Origin of the sequence: Pantoea sp. FN0302 (genome assembly GCF_050113775.1) — a bacterium.
In the GTDB taxonomy this organism is placed as follows: Bacteria; Pseudomonadota; Gammaproteobacteria; order Enterobacterales; family Enterobacteriaceae; genus Mixta; species Mixta alhagi.
The window spans coordinates 1,468,178-1,483,942 of the sequence record NZ_JBNJSM010000001.1; the positions used below are offsets into that span (position 1 = coordinate 1,468,178).

The 15,765-nt window shown below is 47.8% G+C and carries 17 protein-coding genes and 1 pseudogene; 10 read left to right on the plus strand and 8 right to left on the minus strand.

Going from position 1 to position 15,765, the window contains the following annotated elements; translation table 11 throughout:
- Positions 1-193 precede the first annotated feature (193 nt).
- The 3 genes from ACQE32_RS06825 (at position 194) to ACQE32_RS06835 (ending at position 2,848) form a co-directional block, all read left to right on the plus strand.
- Positions 194-586: a VOC family protein gene (locus ACQE32_RS06825; RefSeq protein ID WP_427021528.1), complete on the plus strand. Its 393-nt coding sequence runs from the start codon at positions 194-196 to the stop codon at positions 584-586.
- Between the two features lie 325 nt (positions 587-911).
- The gene (locus ACQE32_RS06830; RefSeq protein WP_427021529.1) at positions 912-2,213 is read left to right on the plus strand and encodes a hypothetical protein; all 1,302 of its coding nucleotides are present in this window, start codon (positions 912-914) and stop codon (positions 2,211-2,213) included.
- Complete coding sequence (locus tag ACQE32_RS06835; protein WP_426972959.1) at positions 2,210-2,848, plus strand: LysE family transporter; 639 nt, start codon at positions 2,210-2,212, stop codon at positions 2,846-2,848. The genes ACQE32_RS06830 and ACQE32_RS06835 overlap by 4 nt, the downstream gene beginning before the upstream one ends.
- On the opposite strand, the gene ACQE32_RS06840 is transcribed toward ACQE32_RS06835, so the two are convergent.
- A complete protein-coding gene (locus ACQE32_RS06840; RefSeq protein WP_426973086.1) occupies positions 2,819-3,637 on the minus strand; it encodes an AraC family transcriptional regulator in 819 nt (272 codons plus the stop codon). The two genes, ACQE32_RS06835 and ACQE32_RS06840, sit on opposite strands and share 30 nt — an antisense overlap.
- Before the next feature lie 132 nt (positions 3,638-3,769).
- Here ACQE32_RS06840 and ACQE32_RS06845 point away from each other — a divergent pair.
- A pseudogene (locus tag ACQE32_RS06845) lies at positions 3,770-4,242 on the plus strand (primase-like DNA-binding domain-containing protein); the annotation flags it as partial.
- Between the two features lie 517 nt (positions 4,243-4,759).
- Here the strand turns inward: ACQE32_RS06845 and ACQE32_RS06850 are convergent.
- Positions 4,760-5,887, minus strand: a complete 1,128-nt coding sequence (locus ACQE32_RS06850; protein ID WP_426981486.1) for an FAD-dependent monooxygenase — start codon at positions 5,885-5,887, stop codon at positions 4,760-4,762.
- Between the two features lie 100 nt (positions 5,888-5,987).
- Between ACQE32_RS06850 and ACQE32_RS06855 the strand changes: the two genes are divergently transcribed.
- Positions 5,988-6,896, plus strand: coding sequence for a LysR family transcriptional regulator (locus ACQE32_RS06855; RefSeq protein ID WP_426981485.1), 909 nt, complete (start codon positions 5,988-5,990; stop codon positions 6,894-6,896).
- 264 nt (positions 6,897-7,160) lie between these two features.
- On the opposite strand, the gene ACQE32_RS06860 is transcribed toward ACQE32_RS06855, so the two are convergent.
- From ACQE32_RS06860 to ACQE32_RS06885, 6 genes are all read right to left on the minus strand, one after another.
- Positions 7,161-7,457, minus strand: coding sequence for a chorismate mutase (locus tag ACQE32_RS06860; RefSeq protein WP_427021530.1), 297 nt, complete (start codon positions 7,455-7,457; stop codon positions 7,161-7,163).
- A gap of 202 nt (positions 7,458-7,659) precedes the next feature.
- Positions 7,660-8,571, minus strand: coding sequence for an alpha/beta fold hydrolase (locus ACQE32_RS06865; RefSeq protein ID WP_426972964.1), 912 nt, complete (start codon positions 8,569-8,571; stop codon positions 7,660-7,662).
- 204 nt (positions 8,572-8,775) lie between these two features.
- Positions 8,776-9,426 (minus strand): alpha/beta fold hydrolase, encoded by a 651-nt coding sequence (locus tag ACQE32_RS06870; RefSeq protein WP_427021531.1) that lies wholly within the window; start codon positions 9,424-9,426, stop codon positions 8,776-8,778.
- A 34-nt stretch (positions 9,427-9,460) separates the two neighbouring features.
- The gene (locus ACQE32_RS06875) at positions 9,461-9,748 is read right to left on the minus strand and encodes a ParB/Srx family N-terminal domain-containing protein (RefSeq protein ID WP_427021532.1); all 288 of its coding nucleotides are present in this window, start codon (positions 9,746-9,748) and stop codon (positions 9,461-9,463) included.
- Positions 9,720-9,920 carry a hypothetical protein gene (locus tag ACQE32_RS06880; RefSeq protein WP_427021533.1) on the minus strand — a complete coding sequence of 67 codons (201 nt, stop codon included), beginning with the start codon at positions 9,918-9,920 and terminating at the stop codon, positions 9,720-9,722. The genes ACQE32_RS06875 and ACQE32_RS06880 overlap by 29 nt, the downstream gene beginning before the upstream one ends.
- A 719-nt stretch (positions 9,921-10,639) precedes the next feature.
- Entirely contained in the window at positions 10,640-11,014 is a 375-nt protein-coding gene (locus ACQE32_RS06885) for a hypothetical protein (RefSeq protein WP_427021534.1), read from the minus strand.
- 148 nt (positions 11,015-11,162) lie between these two features.
- Here ACQE32_RS06885 and ACQE32_RS06890 point away from each other — a divergent pair, with 148 nt between their 5' ends.
- The 5 genes from ACQE32_RS06890 to ACQE32_RS06910 all read left to right on the plus strand — a co-directional run bounded on the left by ACQE32_RS06890 (position 11,163) and on the right by ACQE32_RS06910 (position 15,542).
- Positions 11,163-11,570 (plus strand): hypothetical protein, encoded by a 408-nt coding sequence (locus ACQE32_RS06890; protein WP_427021535.1) that lies wholly within the window; start codon positions 11,163-11,165, stop codon positions 11,568-11,570.
- Positions 11,571-12,092: 522 nt separating this feature from the next.
- Complete coding sequence (locus ACQE32_RS06895; RefSeq protein WP_427021536.1) at positions 12,093-13,271, plus strand: hypothetical protein; 1,179 nt, start codon at positions 12,093-12,095, stop codon at positions 13,269-13,271.
- A complete protein-coding gene (locus ACQE32_RS06900) occupies positions 13,250-14,458 on the plus strand; it encodes an ATP-grasp domain-containing protein (RefSeq protein WP_427021537.1) in 1,209 nt (402 codons plus the stop codon). The genes ACQE32_RS06895 and ACQE32_RS06900 overlap by 22 nt, the downstream gene beginning before the upstream one ends.
- Before the next feature lie 12 nt (positions 14,459-14,470).
- Positions 14,471-15,235: a YqcI/YcgG family protein gene (locus ACQE32_RS06905; protein ID WP_427021538.1), complete on the plus strand. Its 765-nt coding sequence runs from the start codon at positions 14,471-14,473 to the stop codon at positions 15,233-15,235.
- A complete protein-coding gene (locus tag ACQE32_RS06910) occupies positions 15,225-15,542 on the plus strand; it encodes a cupin domain-containing protein (protein ID WP_427021539.1) in 318 nt (105 codons plus the stop codon). The genes ACQE32_RS06905 and ACQE32_RS06910 overlap by 11 nt, the downstream gene beginning before the upstream one ends.
- Positions 15,543-15,765 lie beyond the last annotated feature (223 nt).

The window sequence follows — 15,765 nt, forward strand, 5'->3', positions numbered from 1 at the left end:
AGGCGGCGGGGCGGCGGTCCGCCTGACAGCTATGCCGGATAAGCGTCCGCTTTGTGCCAGAAGCGGACGTTAACAACAGCTATATGTGCCATAAAAGATTATGGTAAATGATGTGTTGTCATGTGCTTTGCGGGTCGTTTATCAAAATTGCTTCAGCGAGTATTTCCGGTAACAAAAATCAGGGAGCCATGTTATGAAGATAGCCGAGATTGATCATATACATGTATATGTTGAAGATATTGAGCAGGCAGAACAATGGTATAAAGAGATCCTTGGTTTCTCACGCGATAGCTCGCTGTACTTCTGGTTTGAACAGGGAGGACCGCTGGTCATAAGGAATAACGGAGCGGCACTTTCCCTTTTCCTCAGAAAGTCTCAGCATCCTGGTCATACGATGGCTTTCGGAGTGGGGGCGCCATCTTTCATTGAGCTAATACCGATCCTCAAGGACAATAAAATCCCTTTCACCGTCAGTGACCACGATGTATCGATGTCCGTATACTTTAGCGATCTCAGTAACAACAAGATCGAAGTTACGTCTTACGATTACATGCATGCAAAGCAAATACTGGAGAGCTTTGCGTAACGATACCTCTATCAACACATTTGGACGCTACAGCACTGTTTCAACTTAACAGCCCAATAGTGTACGAACAGGTCTGAAAAGCTAACGTCCACTTCTCGCTCATAGCGGACACTGGCCTGCGTATCGGTCTGCTCTGTGCCAGAAACGGACGTTGCCCTAACCGAACTCTGTTGATTTATGCGTTGCAGGGCAATGAAACGAAGTAGTCGGTTATGGTTTTGAAGTGAACCGTTCTTTCCGGCCCCATCGCGCAATTCCTTCCAATACCGATTACAGATGCAATGGTTAAGTAGACTTCTCGTTACTGATAATGGAAGGGAATTTCATGTTTACGACACCGTTCTGGCCCGCTGCTGACTCATACCATATCCACATGATGGATATCCCTCTGCCTGACTCACTTTCGCCCGCAGCGCTGGACCTCATCCACCAGGCTACACGTCTTGCAGAGGCGGCCAGTCATATTCACCCGGTTTCCACTCGGACCGGGAGTTCGCTGCTTCAGTCTGTTGAAGAAAAGCTCAGCATTATCTGTTTCAAGCTTGCGCAGGAATTTGGCGATCCGGATACCTGCAAAGCGTTGCAGTTACGCGCAGAAATCCTCACTGACGCCAGCACAGCAAAAGAAATTCTCCCGCAGATAGCAGGACTCGATGAACAGGAGCTGGTGCAGGGAATAGGTTACATGTCGACATGGGTAGGTAAGTCCCGCACGCAGCATTATTCCGCCTGGTTTGGGTTACCCGATCGCGGACTGCAGGAGGTTTCGGATGTGGTGGATGAGCTCTTTCCGGACAACCTGTGCTGGCTGCAAAAACATATCGACCAGCGGCTGATTGCGCTACCTGGATGCCGATACAAAATTGTTGACCTGTTTGCCATTGCTGGCGAAGCTAACAGCTACCCAAAACATTTTGCCTATTTTTTTCCTGAAGATGAAGGCGTGAAATACGCCTCACAGAAGCGCACCATCGTGTTTGCAAATACCTATCTGAACCTGTTTGAATGCTTTGCCCGGTCCCAGGCTGCCCTGCTTGGCTGGCAGCATGACGCTATCCCGGACAGCGCTCTTTGTGCCCGCCACCTGATTGCCTGGTTCCGCGGTCATGATCTGGGGCATTCCGTTGTTCTTGAAAAGATGATGTTTGGCCAGTTAAGTAAACAGGACAGATGGGGATCAATGGTTGTGCAGGAAGCACTGGCGGATGTTTTTGGGCTTTTGATGTGCCTGACAGAGCCTTCCCGACAGGCCCTGCAGCTGAATGAGACGTTGCAGTTAAAAATTTTCTTGCTGGAAATGCTGAGATATTTGCGCCGCGGCCCATGTGATTATCCTGATGCAGGGGCGGCCTATATACAGCTCAAGTGGCTAACTGAACACCGGTGTCTGAACTGGAATGGGACGCATTATGCGGTGGACCTCAGCGCGGTGAAGCCTGCTCTGACGGCACTGGCAACAGCAATGACACACTCTGTATTGCAGGGTGATACAGAGGCAGCCCTGGCATTCCTGCAATGCTATTCACCTCATCATCAGCCTGAAGAGGCGGATCTGCTGCTGAACCGGCTGGGTAAAACTGTCGACATGATCGAGTACGACCAGAAGATTAAAGGCTTTACGTTATGATCGAGTTTTCAAATGGTTTCCTACTGAGCCTTTCGCTGTGTCTTGATATCGGGATTGCCAATATCGCCATGATTACCCTTGCCATGCAACGCGGATATTTTCATGGTTTCTGGCTGGGAATAGGGACTTGTGTGGGTGACCTGGCATATGCATTACTGGCGCTGGCGGGAATGGCCGTACTGCTTCAGTATGAAGCCGTACGCTGGATATTGTGGATTGGCGGCGGCGCGATGCTTCTGTGGTTCGCCGGCAAAATGCTGATGGCCGCTTTCAGGAAGGCTTCGGAGCTTAACGTGAGCGAAACCCATCAGTATCGCCCGCTGCTGCGTGAATTTAGCCGGGGCGTGATGCTTGCCATGTCATCCCCCACGGCTATTCTGTGGTTTGCGACAGTGGGCGGTGCGCTGATATCCCGGATGGGCCAGCACAGCGTTACGGCAACGTCCTGGTTTCTGAGTGGCTTTTTCATTGCGGGAATGTTTTGGACCTGTGTCTTGTGCCTGGTTGGAAGTTTTGGAGGCAAACTGCTTGGTCAACGCCTGCTTAAATATTCCTATATAGCCTCAGCGATCATATTCAGCTATTTTGCGCTTTACGTGATTGTGTCAGGGTACCGGGAGTTTATGGTGACCTGATCTGACCTGCGAAGCATAGTGATGGGGTGTTGTTCCCATCACTTTGCGAAATGCATTAATGAAATGACTCTGATCGTAAAATCCCAGCATTATCGCCGCATCGAGAGGATGCACGTTTCTGCGAAGCAAGTCGCGGGCATGGTGCAGACGAAGCTGCATATGATACTGCAGAGGCGGCATACCCGTATGCCGGGTGAAGAAGCGAACAAGATGATATTTGCTCATCCCCGCCAGCTGCGCGAGCATCTCCAGCTGCGGTTTTACGCTGAGGTGCTCTCGCAAGTACTCGATAATAATATTGATTTTCTGTTCATCAGATCTCTGAAGTAGAGCTGACGTCTCAAGCAGCTCACCACAAAGTAAAATCAATTCCTGCTCCTCATCCATGCCCCGCTCCAGTCGGGCTGATGTTGCAAAACGGTACAGCGCGTCAAACAGGCGAGTGTTATTGATTATGCCTTCTCGCAGAACTGGGGTTTCATGAGCGCTATTGAGATTGTCCTCATCTGCAAGTATTTTTATCACTGTCTGGGGTATGTGCACACTGATGAATTCCACGGCTTGAGTATCAAAACGCGAAGCCTGAATAGTTCCCGGATTATATAAGGTAACCTGACCACTTTTAACATAGGCGGTTTTTCCTGCCAGCCAGATTTCCTCTACCCCCGTCAGGTTTGCACTGATGACATATTCATCATGAAGATGTTTCGGAAAGCCCGAATTACGGGCCCTGACCCGTGAGCACTCTATGCCATTCCGGCTAAACCACTCTGCAGACTCTAGTGACAACTTATCTGACCTTATGCAGCAATAGTGAATAGTTATTAATGAATGATAAAACCATTTACTGAACGTTTTTTCAACTGGTGGTTTTAGGGCGTCAGCGAATAAATTATCCTGTGGGTTCAATCTGACAGTGATCTTCTCACCCGCTTTGTTGACCAGCAGGAGGCTTGTCAGGTGCTGTCTGAACAGCAGACGTCTGAGGAGGCACTGGCCATCAAGCGCGAGTGCGATTCGCTGGTGGATTTCTGTGGTTACCTGACGGCTTCACAGCAGTGTGACGGCATGTTTATTGGTAACGCAGAAGTGATTCCTTTCAGCCCGCGTCGTAATCTCTATCACGCCTGCATGGCTTACATGCGGGCGAACGGGCTGAGCAAGCCGATATCTCTGACTCGCCTCGGCACAGTATGCCCGGAGCCATGGCTGAGTATGGTAAAGCGTATCTTCGCAAGAAAAGTACCAAGGGTCATATACGCTCTAACCTCACCCTTAGCCAGGAAGCCGAAACGTCGGGCATACGACCTGCAGCCGGTAAAGCTGTTTACGGACGAAGAGAGCGAAGAAATCCTTTCGCTGGCCGTGCGGGATGTTTCGCGCGATGTTACTGAACTGGCTGCCGAACTCAGTGATATCGCAAAACTTACGGAAAATCATATCGCACTCTGGAACCTGATCCGCAGCCGGACAATGAACAACGACATCTGCACCCGTGCGGTCATAAGGGATGATATGAAGGCGCCTGGGCTTGACGTTAAAAACTTCAGTAGCTGGATAACAAAGTTTGAAACTAAAGGGCTAATTAAGGTTGATGGCGAAGTGATGACGCTAATGACCAGACGGCAAAGTGAGGGGTGAAGTGAGGAGAGTTCCTGAGCCCCTTGATATGACTGGGCTGAGATCGATTTTGAGAAAATCAGGTGAGGAGTATGTGAGGAGCAGCCGGGACAGCACACCGGCTGCAGGATTGCTAAATCTTAAGATGGCCTTACTGGTAATTCACAGAAGCTCATGCCAAGCGTCTACTTTGTGCCAAAAGCGGACATTCTTAGGTCAGCGTTTAACACTAACATCGCACCGATTAGTATTCTTCCGACATACAGTTATACCGCATCCTCATGACCTGTTTCAGAAGGCTACATGCTTTAAACCCTGCATCCAGAACCGGCTGAGTTCTGCTGCGGAATTAATGGATGCAGGCAACAGTGGCTCAGGCTGCTCAGAGAAAATTTTCTGCGCGAATTGTCTTCCAACCAACTGTGCTGCTGAGGTCTTAATATGTCTCTGTTGGTAGAAGCCTTGCAGAGCAATTTCCAGATCATCGCTCTCTTTCAGTAAGCGAGTAAGACTCCATGCATCTTCCAGCGCCTGACATGCACCCTGCCCAGATGTCGGCAAGGAAGCATGAGCCGCGTCTCCGATGAGTAAAACATTGTCTTTATGCCAAAAAGGAAGAGGATCAATGTCATGCACAAAAATTCCCCTCACAGATGCACTATCACATGACAGCAGCACATTCTGCACAGGATCAGGCCAGTCCCGAAAACGCCGATGCAACTCATCGCGCCAATGCGCCCGAGGAAGTTCATGGTCAACAGGAGCTTTCCACGCTCCTGCCCAATAGCACCACCCATCATTTACTGGGACGATTCCAAAACGCTCACTTTGACCACGAAAGTCATCAATAGTGTTGCTCAAGGTGCCCTCTCGTTGTCTTCCCACACCTATTACGTTCACAAAGCCATGATAACGAGGAGTGACTTTCTCCGCATACATTGCCTGACGGACGACTGAATTCATACGCCCGTCAGCTCCGACTACCAGATCAAACTCTTGGCTCAACTTCATCACGTCCGCTGCAGTGATTGAACAATTGAACTTGATCTCCCTACCCAGACTCTCTAACGCACCGGCCAGTAAGCTCATCAGCTCACGCCGTAAAACTGCCACACTGGGAAAACCGCAAAGTGAGTTCACTGCTAAAATATCGAACTCAGTCTGAAGGAGACCATGCTGATCAAACTGGCGCATCATGCATGGTGTACCACCCACTTGCATGGCCTTTTTGTCCAGCCCCATCTTCTGCATGACGAACATGGCATTGGGCCACAGCGTCACACCAGCTCCCATAGAAGACACATTGCTGCCACGCTCAAACAGGCTGACTTGATGGCCCTGTTTGGTTGCGAGGATTGCCAGTGCCATTCCAGCAACCCCGGCGCCTACGATGGCAATTTTCTTGGTTCTGGTCATCATTCCCTTCCTATTACGAAACTTAATGGGAATTGTAATGACCACCTGATTAGTGATAAATATGGAATTATAGTTTTGTTAATCTCATTTTTTGGGATAATTAATGATTGAAAAATTTGAAATACAGTGGCTGATCTGTTTTCAGGCTGTTTACGAAAAGTTGAGCTTTAAGCTCGCGGCAGAGCAGCTTCAGCTGCCATCGTCCAATGTCAGTCGACATATCACTTTACTTGAACAACAACTTCATGTGCGGCTGCTGGAGCGTACGACGCGTAAGATAATTCCAACCGCAGCCGGTAAACTGCTGTATCAATCCATTAAGCCGCTCACGCACGCTTTGGATCATGCCCTGGAAGAAGTGTCACTGTTTGGTGATTCACTATCAGGCCACCTGAAGATCATTACACCAGACCTTCCATTCATGGCAGACATTCTCGCTGACTTCTGCATTCGGCATCCACAAATACAGCTCAGTTGTGACACACAATTGGACCCAACAGAGGGACTACTGGATGGATTCGATCTGGTATTACGCTTTGGACGTGGGCCACTGGAGGATTCTTGCTGGGTCGCCAGAGAAATTCTGCGCTGGCCGAGCTGTGTGGTAGCCGCACCAGAACTTCTGGAACGTCACCCATCACCACAATCGGTTGATGAACTAACCAAAATCCCCTGTATTACTAGTATGTCGGTACTCCAGGGAATGCCCTGGAGATTCAAACAGAACCAAACCGTCCAGGTGCAGTCCAGCTACAAGGTGAACAGTGGACAGATGGCCAAGGCTGCAGCACTAAAAGGACTTGGTTTCGCCATCTTGCCTCTTCATGCCTGTGAATCAGAAATTAACAACGGCTCCCTTGTTAAAATTAACTGTAACCGCGAACCAGAAGATTTGGTGCTATATGCGCTGTATTCCGGCAGAAAATACTTACAAATTAAAGTGAAGACTTTTCTGGAACACCTGCAATGGGCTATTGGCCATTTGGGTGTACATAGTGAGGACAGAACATAATCGGCTAAGCAATCCACTATTTTGGTCCAGGTGATAAGAAATGCCGGCAAAATGTTTTAAAGGCGAAGTTTTTTCGTATAGCTGCATTAAGCTGACTTACTTCCCTTTATTAAAAACCTCTCGATCTAAGTGTGCCGTCAGAACGTCCGCTTCCTGCTCAAAGCGGACTTTGGCCCGCATGTCAGTCCGCTTTGTGCCAAAAGCGGACCTCGGAAGATATTTATACTCAACTACTAATACTTCGATTTTTGATTTCGCGCGCTGTCAGGCTTTTTCCTGTTGCAATTTTTCATATTGTTTAAGCTCATAGTCAATAAATGCATCAATCATGCTCCGGTAGATCTTTTCAATGATTACTTTCGGAAGTCCAATTTCCGCGGCTCTCTCACGCGCCTTACTGATGACCTGCTCTACGCGATCCGGAGCACGAACGGCGGTACTATCGGTTTTGAACGCAGCAGCGGCTTTAACACACCCCGCACGCTGAGCTATTAATTTAACCAGCTCACTATCGATTTGATCGATACGTTCTCTAACTTCGTCAATACTGGAAAAACACATAAAACGAACCCCTGGACTAGTACACGAGTTCTTGTAGGATACATTAAATTCTGACAGGTGCCATCTATAGAACTATGCCGTGGGTAGAGGTTTGAGAAAATGTCTACTAATTTACTGGGTTCGCTTTTCGCTCACAGGGGACAGCTCTAATCACATCTCCTGATTTAATGGAGAGTGAATATGCCAACATCCCCTGGAGCTTTTACTTATTTAAGAATGACTCAACCGCGCTGGAGAACCGTTCTGGCTGGTCGAGCATGACGAAGTGAAAGCTGTCATCGATCCGCGTGAAATGAATATCTGGTGCAGAGGCATAGGCTTGACGGTACATCGCATCCACGCCGGCGGCAGGCACTCCGAACAGGCCGTCATAGGCGTAGACGATCTCAATCGGCGCTTTAATACGACCAAGCTCGGGACGCAAATCGGTAATCATCAATTCATACACGGCATCGGCAACGGTTTTACGATCGGAATTGATCCCCGCAGTCACCAAAGCTGGCCTCACCGCCTCGGTTTTGGCTAAGCGGGCTATGGATGTCTTCTGAGACGCTACCCTTTGCTCCGGCGACTGTGCCAGCAGCCAGTCTCGTGTAGCAGTGGCTTGCCGGACAGCTGTTTTGCTGGTCGCGGCAGGGTCAATCATCAACGTATAGAACGGCAAGGCATCGGCGATCATCAGGCGACCAACCTGGTCGGGATGACGGGCACCCAGCATCAGGGCAATTTCCCCTCCGAGAGAATGACCAATAATCGCCGGTGCGTTGATGTGATGGGTGCGGATGTATTCAGCGATGGCATCAACTGCCGGTGCGATGACCTTTCCCTCTGGGTTGGAAATGGCAGGTGTGCTGGCAAAGCCCGCCAGTTCTACCAGATGAATGCGGTGGTGCTTACGTAAATCTGCTGCTAAATCGGCCCAGACTTCGCGAGGCGAGGCCAGCCCCGGAATCAATATCACATCCGGTCCCGAGCCTTGCGTCTGTACAGAGATACGCTGTGAGTTTGGATGTTCTGAAACTATAGACGTTGACTGAGCTGCGGACGCCGAGACGCAGAGTGACATCAGTAAAAGCGTTGCTCCGATCATGGCACAGATATTTGCGGTATGCATCAGACCTCCCAGTTTAAGCTAAGCGCTAAGCGGTATGAGAGTAACAGGCGCCGCGCTCGACCGCGAGTCGCCAATGCATTTGCACAACAGCCAGCCACCGACAACAAGGTCCGCTTTTGCTCAAAACGGATATTGCGCCCAAGTCATTCCGCTTTGTGCCAAAAGCGGACTGTAGGAAAATCACTGTGCTTTGCATTTAAGTGATCAGGTAACAGACGAAATAAAGGTTTCTGGAGATTGAATGAATTTAAGAATTGCATTCATTGAGCGCTTATCCAGATTCTTTAGTTCACTCAAATGATCCCCCTTACCAGTGAGAAGTGGTAAAGCATGTAGTTCTGCTAACTCAGCCATAGATGCGTAATAAGGGTCGCTGGCACCTGCCCAAAGCAGTGTTGGGATACTATAAGGAAAAAAGCTTTCCTCCTTTCCCAGGTACTTCCTTAGCTCATCGAAAAAATATCTCACACTTTTTTCATCGTCTGTCGAAAGCGAGGTGGTAAGTTCTGGCGCTACGCATCTCGCATAAGACATAAATACCTCAAAACTAAGCTTACCTTCAGGCGTATCTGGAAGCCCACTTTTGAAGTCCCACCCGCCCAGCACAACGGAATTAAACCGTTCTGGAAAGCGATTTAGCAGGCCCAAAGCCACCCAGGCTCCAGCGGAGTAACCGATGACATGCGCTTTTTTATAACCCAGCTCATCCATAATTTTAACAATGGATAATGCCTGATTTTGTTGGGTATAAAATTCTTTCACATTTGTTTTTTCGCTTTTTCCATGGCCTATAAGATCCGGACAAACAATGTGAAAAAAGGGCTCAGGGCTGATATTAAGCCATTGTCTTTCCAAAACTTCCCATCCATCAGGAGGCCATGAAGCATTATTACAAGGGGACCTTACGCTCGCCGTTTTCGACCATTGAAGCCGCCCGCGCCAGCTCCTCAGTGACGCGCTTGACCGGGATGGGCTGATCGGGCTGATACACGCCCTGCGAAACCAGCAGCTGCATCGCGGTAAGACGGCGTCCACCGCAGGCCACGCCCAGCATCCCGTCAGCCATATCGTGCGCGATCAGGTTATGCAGCAGCCCGACGTTTTTAATGGTGGCGGCAAGCGACTCGATACGTGACCGGACGTAGATCTTACTGCGCACGTTGAGGGGTGAAATCATCAGGCGCGAGAGCGGGATCATCTCGATGTCGATTTTTTTCCAGTGCCTGCTCTACCGCCGCTGCTGCGGCTTTGTCCGCTTTCGCTTTCGCGGGACGACGCGTTTTTTTTGTTTTTAAAGATGATGATTCTTCAGATTTTGAAGCCGTGGTGTTGACGTTCTGCTGTGACATGTTGTTTCTCCTGTTCAGTTTCATGTGATGTTTCTCCGAGTTCCTCGCCGTGAGGGCAGAACGGGCGACCGGGCATCAGGCTGAACGCAGGGGGAAACGGCAAAGCCGCAGCCCGCAGGGACCGGGTGCCGCCGTTTAGCGTGCGACCCTTGCGTGAAGACGCCCGGGTGCCAGGTTTCTGCACGGCGAAGGGATTCGGGAAACGAAACAGAACGCGGGAGATGAACAGGGCACAGCCCCGGAACGGCACACCACGGTGCCGGGCTGGTCCTTATAGGTTGCCGCGCAGCGGCGGCCTGCAGAAGCGCCGGCGCCAGCCGGCTGCAGGGGTTGACCTGGCCGTTGCCATCAGACCCCAGCCGTGAGGCCCGGAACGCTTGCGGTCCGGCGGAGCTTACCGGCTCTGCCGGTTAGCGCAGTAGGGCTGACGACCCGGCTATGCCGGGGAGCCGGAGGTGGCCATCAGGATGTTGGCGCTGTTGACCTTCAGAGAAAGAGAGCTGACGACACAGCTGCAGCGCAGCAGAAGGATTAACAGCAGCAGGGAGCAAAGAGAGAAGAGCGTGAGACAGCGCCCCGGAGAGAGAAAGCGCAGGCGAAGGGAGAGAGGCGGTGCGTCAGCACCGTCTTTACCCGGCCCGCAGGGCCGCCCGCTTTTCTGGCTGAACCGGAATACAGGCCGTAAAGGTTGCTCCTCATACGGCCAGTAAAATCAGGATTCATTTCTTCAGCATCCTGACCATGCTCAGGATCAGGATGATGCCGCCCATAGAGATAAAGAACAGGGTGAAAACCTCCTCCGGAAACGCTCCACTGGCCTGGACAATATCGCTTTCTGAGGCGGTAATCGCCTCGGTCGCTGGATAAAACCAGATGCCGGCAATAATCATCGCCAGCCCAGTAAACGGGAACAGCAGCCGAAAAATCATCTCATCTCCAGCAGGGTTTTTCTTTCCGGAGGCAAAGATTTTTGCCGCAATGACGCACAGGGCCAGGCCAAAAAAGTAACTTGCGCCGTGCAGCTCAAGGAAGAAACATTTCGAGATTATGCAGTAGCCCATAACCAGGACAGCATTTAACACTCCGAAGCTCATTATTCTTTCTCCAGCGCGTACGTGCGCGTCATTTCAGTAAACCACTACATGGACTGGTGGACAGACAGAATGAAGGTCGACGTATTCAATGCCTTCGTAGAAGAAATGGAGCATGCCTGTTCGGCAATTATGGAGCGTTACGGTTTCGATGAAGAAATTATGGGCGCGTATCAGGTCGGCAAAATTTTTGAGTTCAAGCGTAAAGTTTATAAAGAGTGATTGTTATTTTGCGCTGAAGAAGCCGTGCGCCAACTGCCCGTTTCTGAAAGAGGGCGGAATTGAACTGAATGAAGGGCGGCTGGATGGCATCAAGTCAGACCTCATTAAAAACAGCTTTGCCTCTTTCGCATGTCATAAAACGATCTATCCAACCGGTGGCGAACACAGCGAATGCGGCGAGTTTTACTACGCTTCCGGTAAAGAATCGCACTGCACAGGCGCTACCGCGTTTTACTGGCTAATGGCATGTCTAAGTCTGGCGTTCAGTAGCGGGCAAATTAAGCCGTCAGATTATGATGAAGCTATCGAGCCTATCGATACGGCTGTGCCTTTATGAAAAACCGTTTTTATATGCTTTGCCTGCGTGACACCGTTGGGAGTAACGCCTCTTTTCACTGCTATCAGGGCGCGGGGTATAACACCAACATTGATAAGGCTCATGTTTACACCTTAGGAGAAGCTCAGAACGATTGGCAGTTAGCGAGTTAATAGGCTGATATAAAAGATGTTTTAATCTTCATATCGCTAAGTTATTCCAGACAAGTCCCGCATTTGAGTCATGCTATACGGAAAGCGGGGGCAAGACAGTGTACTTCAGTTGAAATATGGATCCAGAAGCTGTGTTTAATAAAACCATTATTTATATTGGTTCTTACCTTTTACTGAAAGAGCCGGGGGTAGCAACAGAATTTGCTACCGTTCTGCCGTTGACCGTGGTCTCCTGTCAGCGTCCTTTTTTATCGGCACACAAAGAGAATATCCTTATAACTAAATATTATTAATATTTTCTTTACAGTTGGCATACAAATGTTCAAATATCTATACGCAAATATGGGCCATAAACAGATGGATGTCTGCAATGTTGAATTCTGCGGTTATACGATTTTATTCGTTACTGGTTCTTCTTTATTTTTCAGATATGGTTTTACTTCTTAGTAACATCTGGAATTCATTAAAAGTCACATCTTCCCCACTTTTTCTTGGTGTTACTCTTTCTGTCGGTACGGCATTACCTTTTTTGTTAAGAAAACTCAATATTAACAAAGTTAAGAAATTTATCACCGTTAGTGATTTATATAAAAGGCGCATTATTGTTTACCTGATACTGCTGGTCACCGCCCTCCTTCATTACTCGGATAGCAAATTCGGATTTATCATAACCTCTCTGAGTATCGGCTACTTATCTTTGATAACCTTAAGCACCCTTGAATCCAGTAACGCCAAACTGGTTCTCGATGGACATATTTCATCACAAAGAGCCTCCCGGGTGATGCAGACTCTGGTACAAATAGGATCTTTTTTTGGTGCCCTATCCAGCGGCTACTTCCTGACAAAGCTGGACTACAATCAGCTGATCATGCTGCTGTGCGCTTTTGATATTCTAGTCAGCTTGTTTGGTAATCGGTTGTACAAAGAAAAAGCGGCCGCTGATGATAATCACAGCGATCACCAGGTGGCCGATGATGAGGGAGTTTTATCAAATAAGCTTAAATACCTGAGCATTGCTATTGGGTTAATCGGGCTGCATATCTGCGCGTTTAACACCCTTACTCCTATTCTTTTTCAAAACGTAAAAAACTTAACTGCTGATTACTATGGCGTCTGTAGCGGCGTTGCTGGAGTTGGAGCGTTCCTCGCGGCATTTGTGAATCTAAATAAATTCCGACTTCTGCTTCCTTCGATAACATTAACCTTGTCCGATGCCATCTTCACTCTGAGTAGTATCCCCTTGGTATCTGTAGTGGTCTGTTTCTTAATTGGCTTTTCCCTTAACACCATCAGAATCAACCTGCGAAAAGATATGATTGATGAAACGACTAATTTCCATGAAGCTAATGCCGTAGCTAAATTTAGCGCGACCATTTATACCTTCTCCCAGTCCATTGGCCCTTTGACATTTGGTATACTGACAAGCAGCCTGTTCTTTGGGGTTGACTCTTCTGCATATCTGTTTCCGTTCGTTGGTGCCAGCATGTTCATCTTCATTCTCTCATCGCAACAAGGAAAAAAAGTCAAATGCCAAAAGACACAGTTGTAATTGTTGACCCATTTTCTACAGGCGCGTTGATAGCACCTGAATTAAAAAAAAGAGGCATTAAATGTTATGGCGTATTATCATCAGAAACGATTCCTCAAAGATTTACCCAATCGTATACCGGCGAAGGATTTGTAGATAAAACGCTGTACTCTGCCGGGGAAATTGCCGGGGTAATCGATAGTAATAATCTGCTGGCTATTATTCCAGGCTCAGAGACTGGAGTGTATTGCGCTGAAAAATTAGCTTCTCCCTATAATGTAACTAAAAATGATTATCGTACTACTGATTACCGAAGAAAAAAGAGTATCATGCAACAGCAGCTGGCTCTGGCTGGCCTGAAACATATTGCCTCTAAAAAAATAAGTCAGACAAATACTGACATCAGCGATATTAATAGCGATTCTGGCTATGTTATTAAGCCAGATAGTTCATGTCTGACCGATGGTGTTGTATTTTTTGATAATAAAGAGGAAGCAACTAACTGGATCTCCCAAATCAACTGGGAGCAAACTAACATCACAGGCGTGCCAAATGAATACTATCTTGTGCAAGAGAAGCTTGACGGTGAAGAGTTTGTTGTTGATTTAGTTGTCGACGGGCAAGATATTAAAGTATGTACGCTATGCCGCTATAAAAAGGGTTTGCATAATGGCAGTCATTTCGTTTATCAAAGCTTGGAAGTATTGGATGTTAACGACCCGAATTATACACCCCTCATTGAGTATGCTAAAAAATCAGTGATGGTGCTTGGTGTTGAATTCGGTCCGGCGCATCTGGAAATAATGAATACAAAAAATGGCCCCATTCTTATAGAACTGGGTGCCAGGCTGCACGGTGGCATCGCCCCTCTGGTTTTTGAAAAATGTTACTCGCCGGGTTTGTTAACCAGCGTTATCGATATGCTCACTCAGAGTTTTGACACAACTCCTGTGAGACTGACAAGTAAAGCTCGCATTGTCTTTCTGATTAATGAAAAAGAACACTTTACTATCTCCGATACGGCTGCTTTAACAGAACAGATGCTGTCAGTTAAGTGCGTTGAGCACGTTAAATTTTTTATAAATGATAACCAGCCTGTTCCATTGACAATCGACCTCTCCAATTGCCCGGGCATTGTCTCTCTGGTTGCAACTTCAGATACCGAATTAGATATTTCTGAGCAACAAATCCGTAATCTTTTTCAATGAAAGGAAGAGTATATGTATTCAGCCAGTGAAATAAAAGATGGTCGCGTCTCTTTAACTAAATGGCAGAAGATTATTTTCGCTGATTTCGATGCAACTGTTTGCAATAAGGATCGGCCTTTCCCCTGCATTTTTGGTGTAAATGGCTATAAAAAAGACATGCTCAGGTTTTCGTTTTATGAAGAACTTACCGCCGAAGCGCTTCGCGATGATCTGATAGAATTTTGCGAAAATTATAAATCCTACGGTAAACAAACGTCATTTGTTGTATTTGAACGGCCATCCCCCATTACCAGTATTGAAGAGTACAGCAAAAAATTCTGGAGAATTTTAGAGGGCTTAAGCAAGTTAGATAATACGCCATGGCCAGCAGACATACCCGAGAAACTGGACGATCCTGCGTGGGAGTTTTGCTTTCATGGCGTGCCTATGTTTATAGTTTGCAATACGCCGGCACATGTAAACAGACTGAGCAGACGCAGCCCAGGTTTTATGTTAACCATTCAGCCAAGATGGGTATTTGATGATCTTCTGGATACAGATAGCAAAGCAAATAGTGCCTTCGCTACGGTAACTAAAAGACTGGAGCCTTATGATGCTGTCCCCAAATCGCCATTTTTAGGTAAATATGGTGATATTAATAATCGAGAATGGTTACAGTACTTCCTTGATGATGGTGATGATAAAAAAATAGCCTGCCCTTTCCATAAAATGCAGAGAAATAATTCACAAACCTGCTTTCAATCTGACACCACTGGAGTGAAACAAGATGAATATTGAGTTTTCCCATATCGATGTCTCTGATAAAAGTGCTGTATATGACCTACTTTATCGAATGCTGCCCGATCAGGGCTGTATTGAGTTTCAGCGCGATGCTGCAAACAAAACTCATGCCTGGCACCAGCACCAGAATAGTGAAACACTGCTAATTATTGAAGGCGCGCTGGATTTCTTCTATGAAGATGAAGTCCGCACTTGTTGGCCAGGAGATATTATCTATCTTCCATCCATGCTCCGGCACCAGTCGGTCGCTTCGAATAATGGCTGTGTTTATGCTATAGCAACACAGCTGATAGCGTTGTCCTGATCGCTCCGATACTGTTTCTAAGAAGCTGGCTCGGGAGCCAGCTTTGTTATCATCGGTGCGCTGCTTTTCATCTCATCACGGAAGACGGCCCCCTAACAGATAGCATACTCGGTGCGATATCTAAAAGCTCCTCCTTACAATTTCCAGCGCATTTATTCGCGGACTGTTTATGCTGCACCTCGTTGCCAAAATGAGATTAAAGCAGCCTCGTTGAGTCATATCA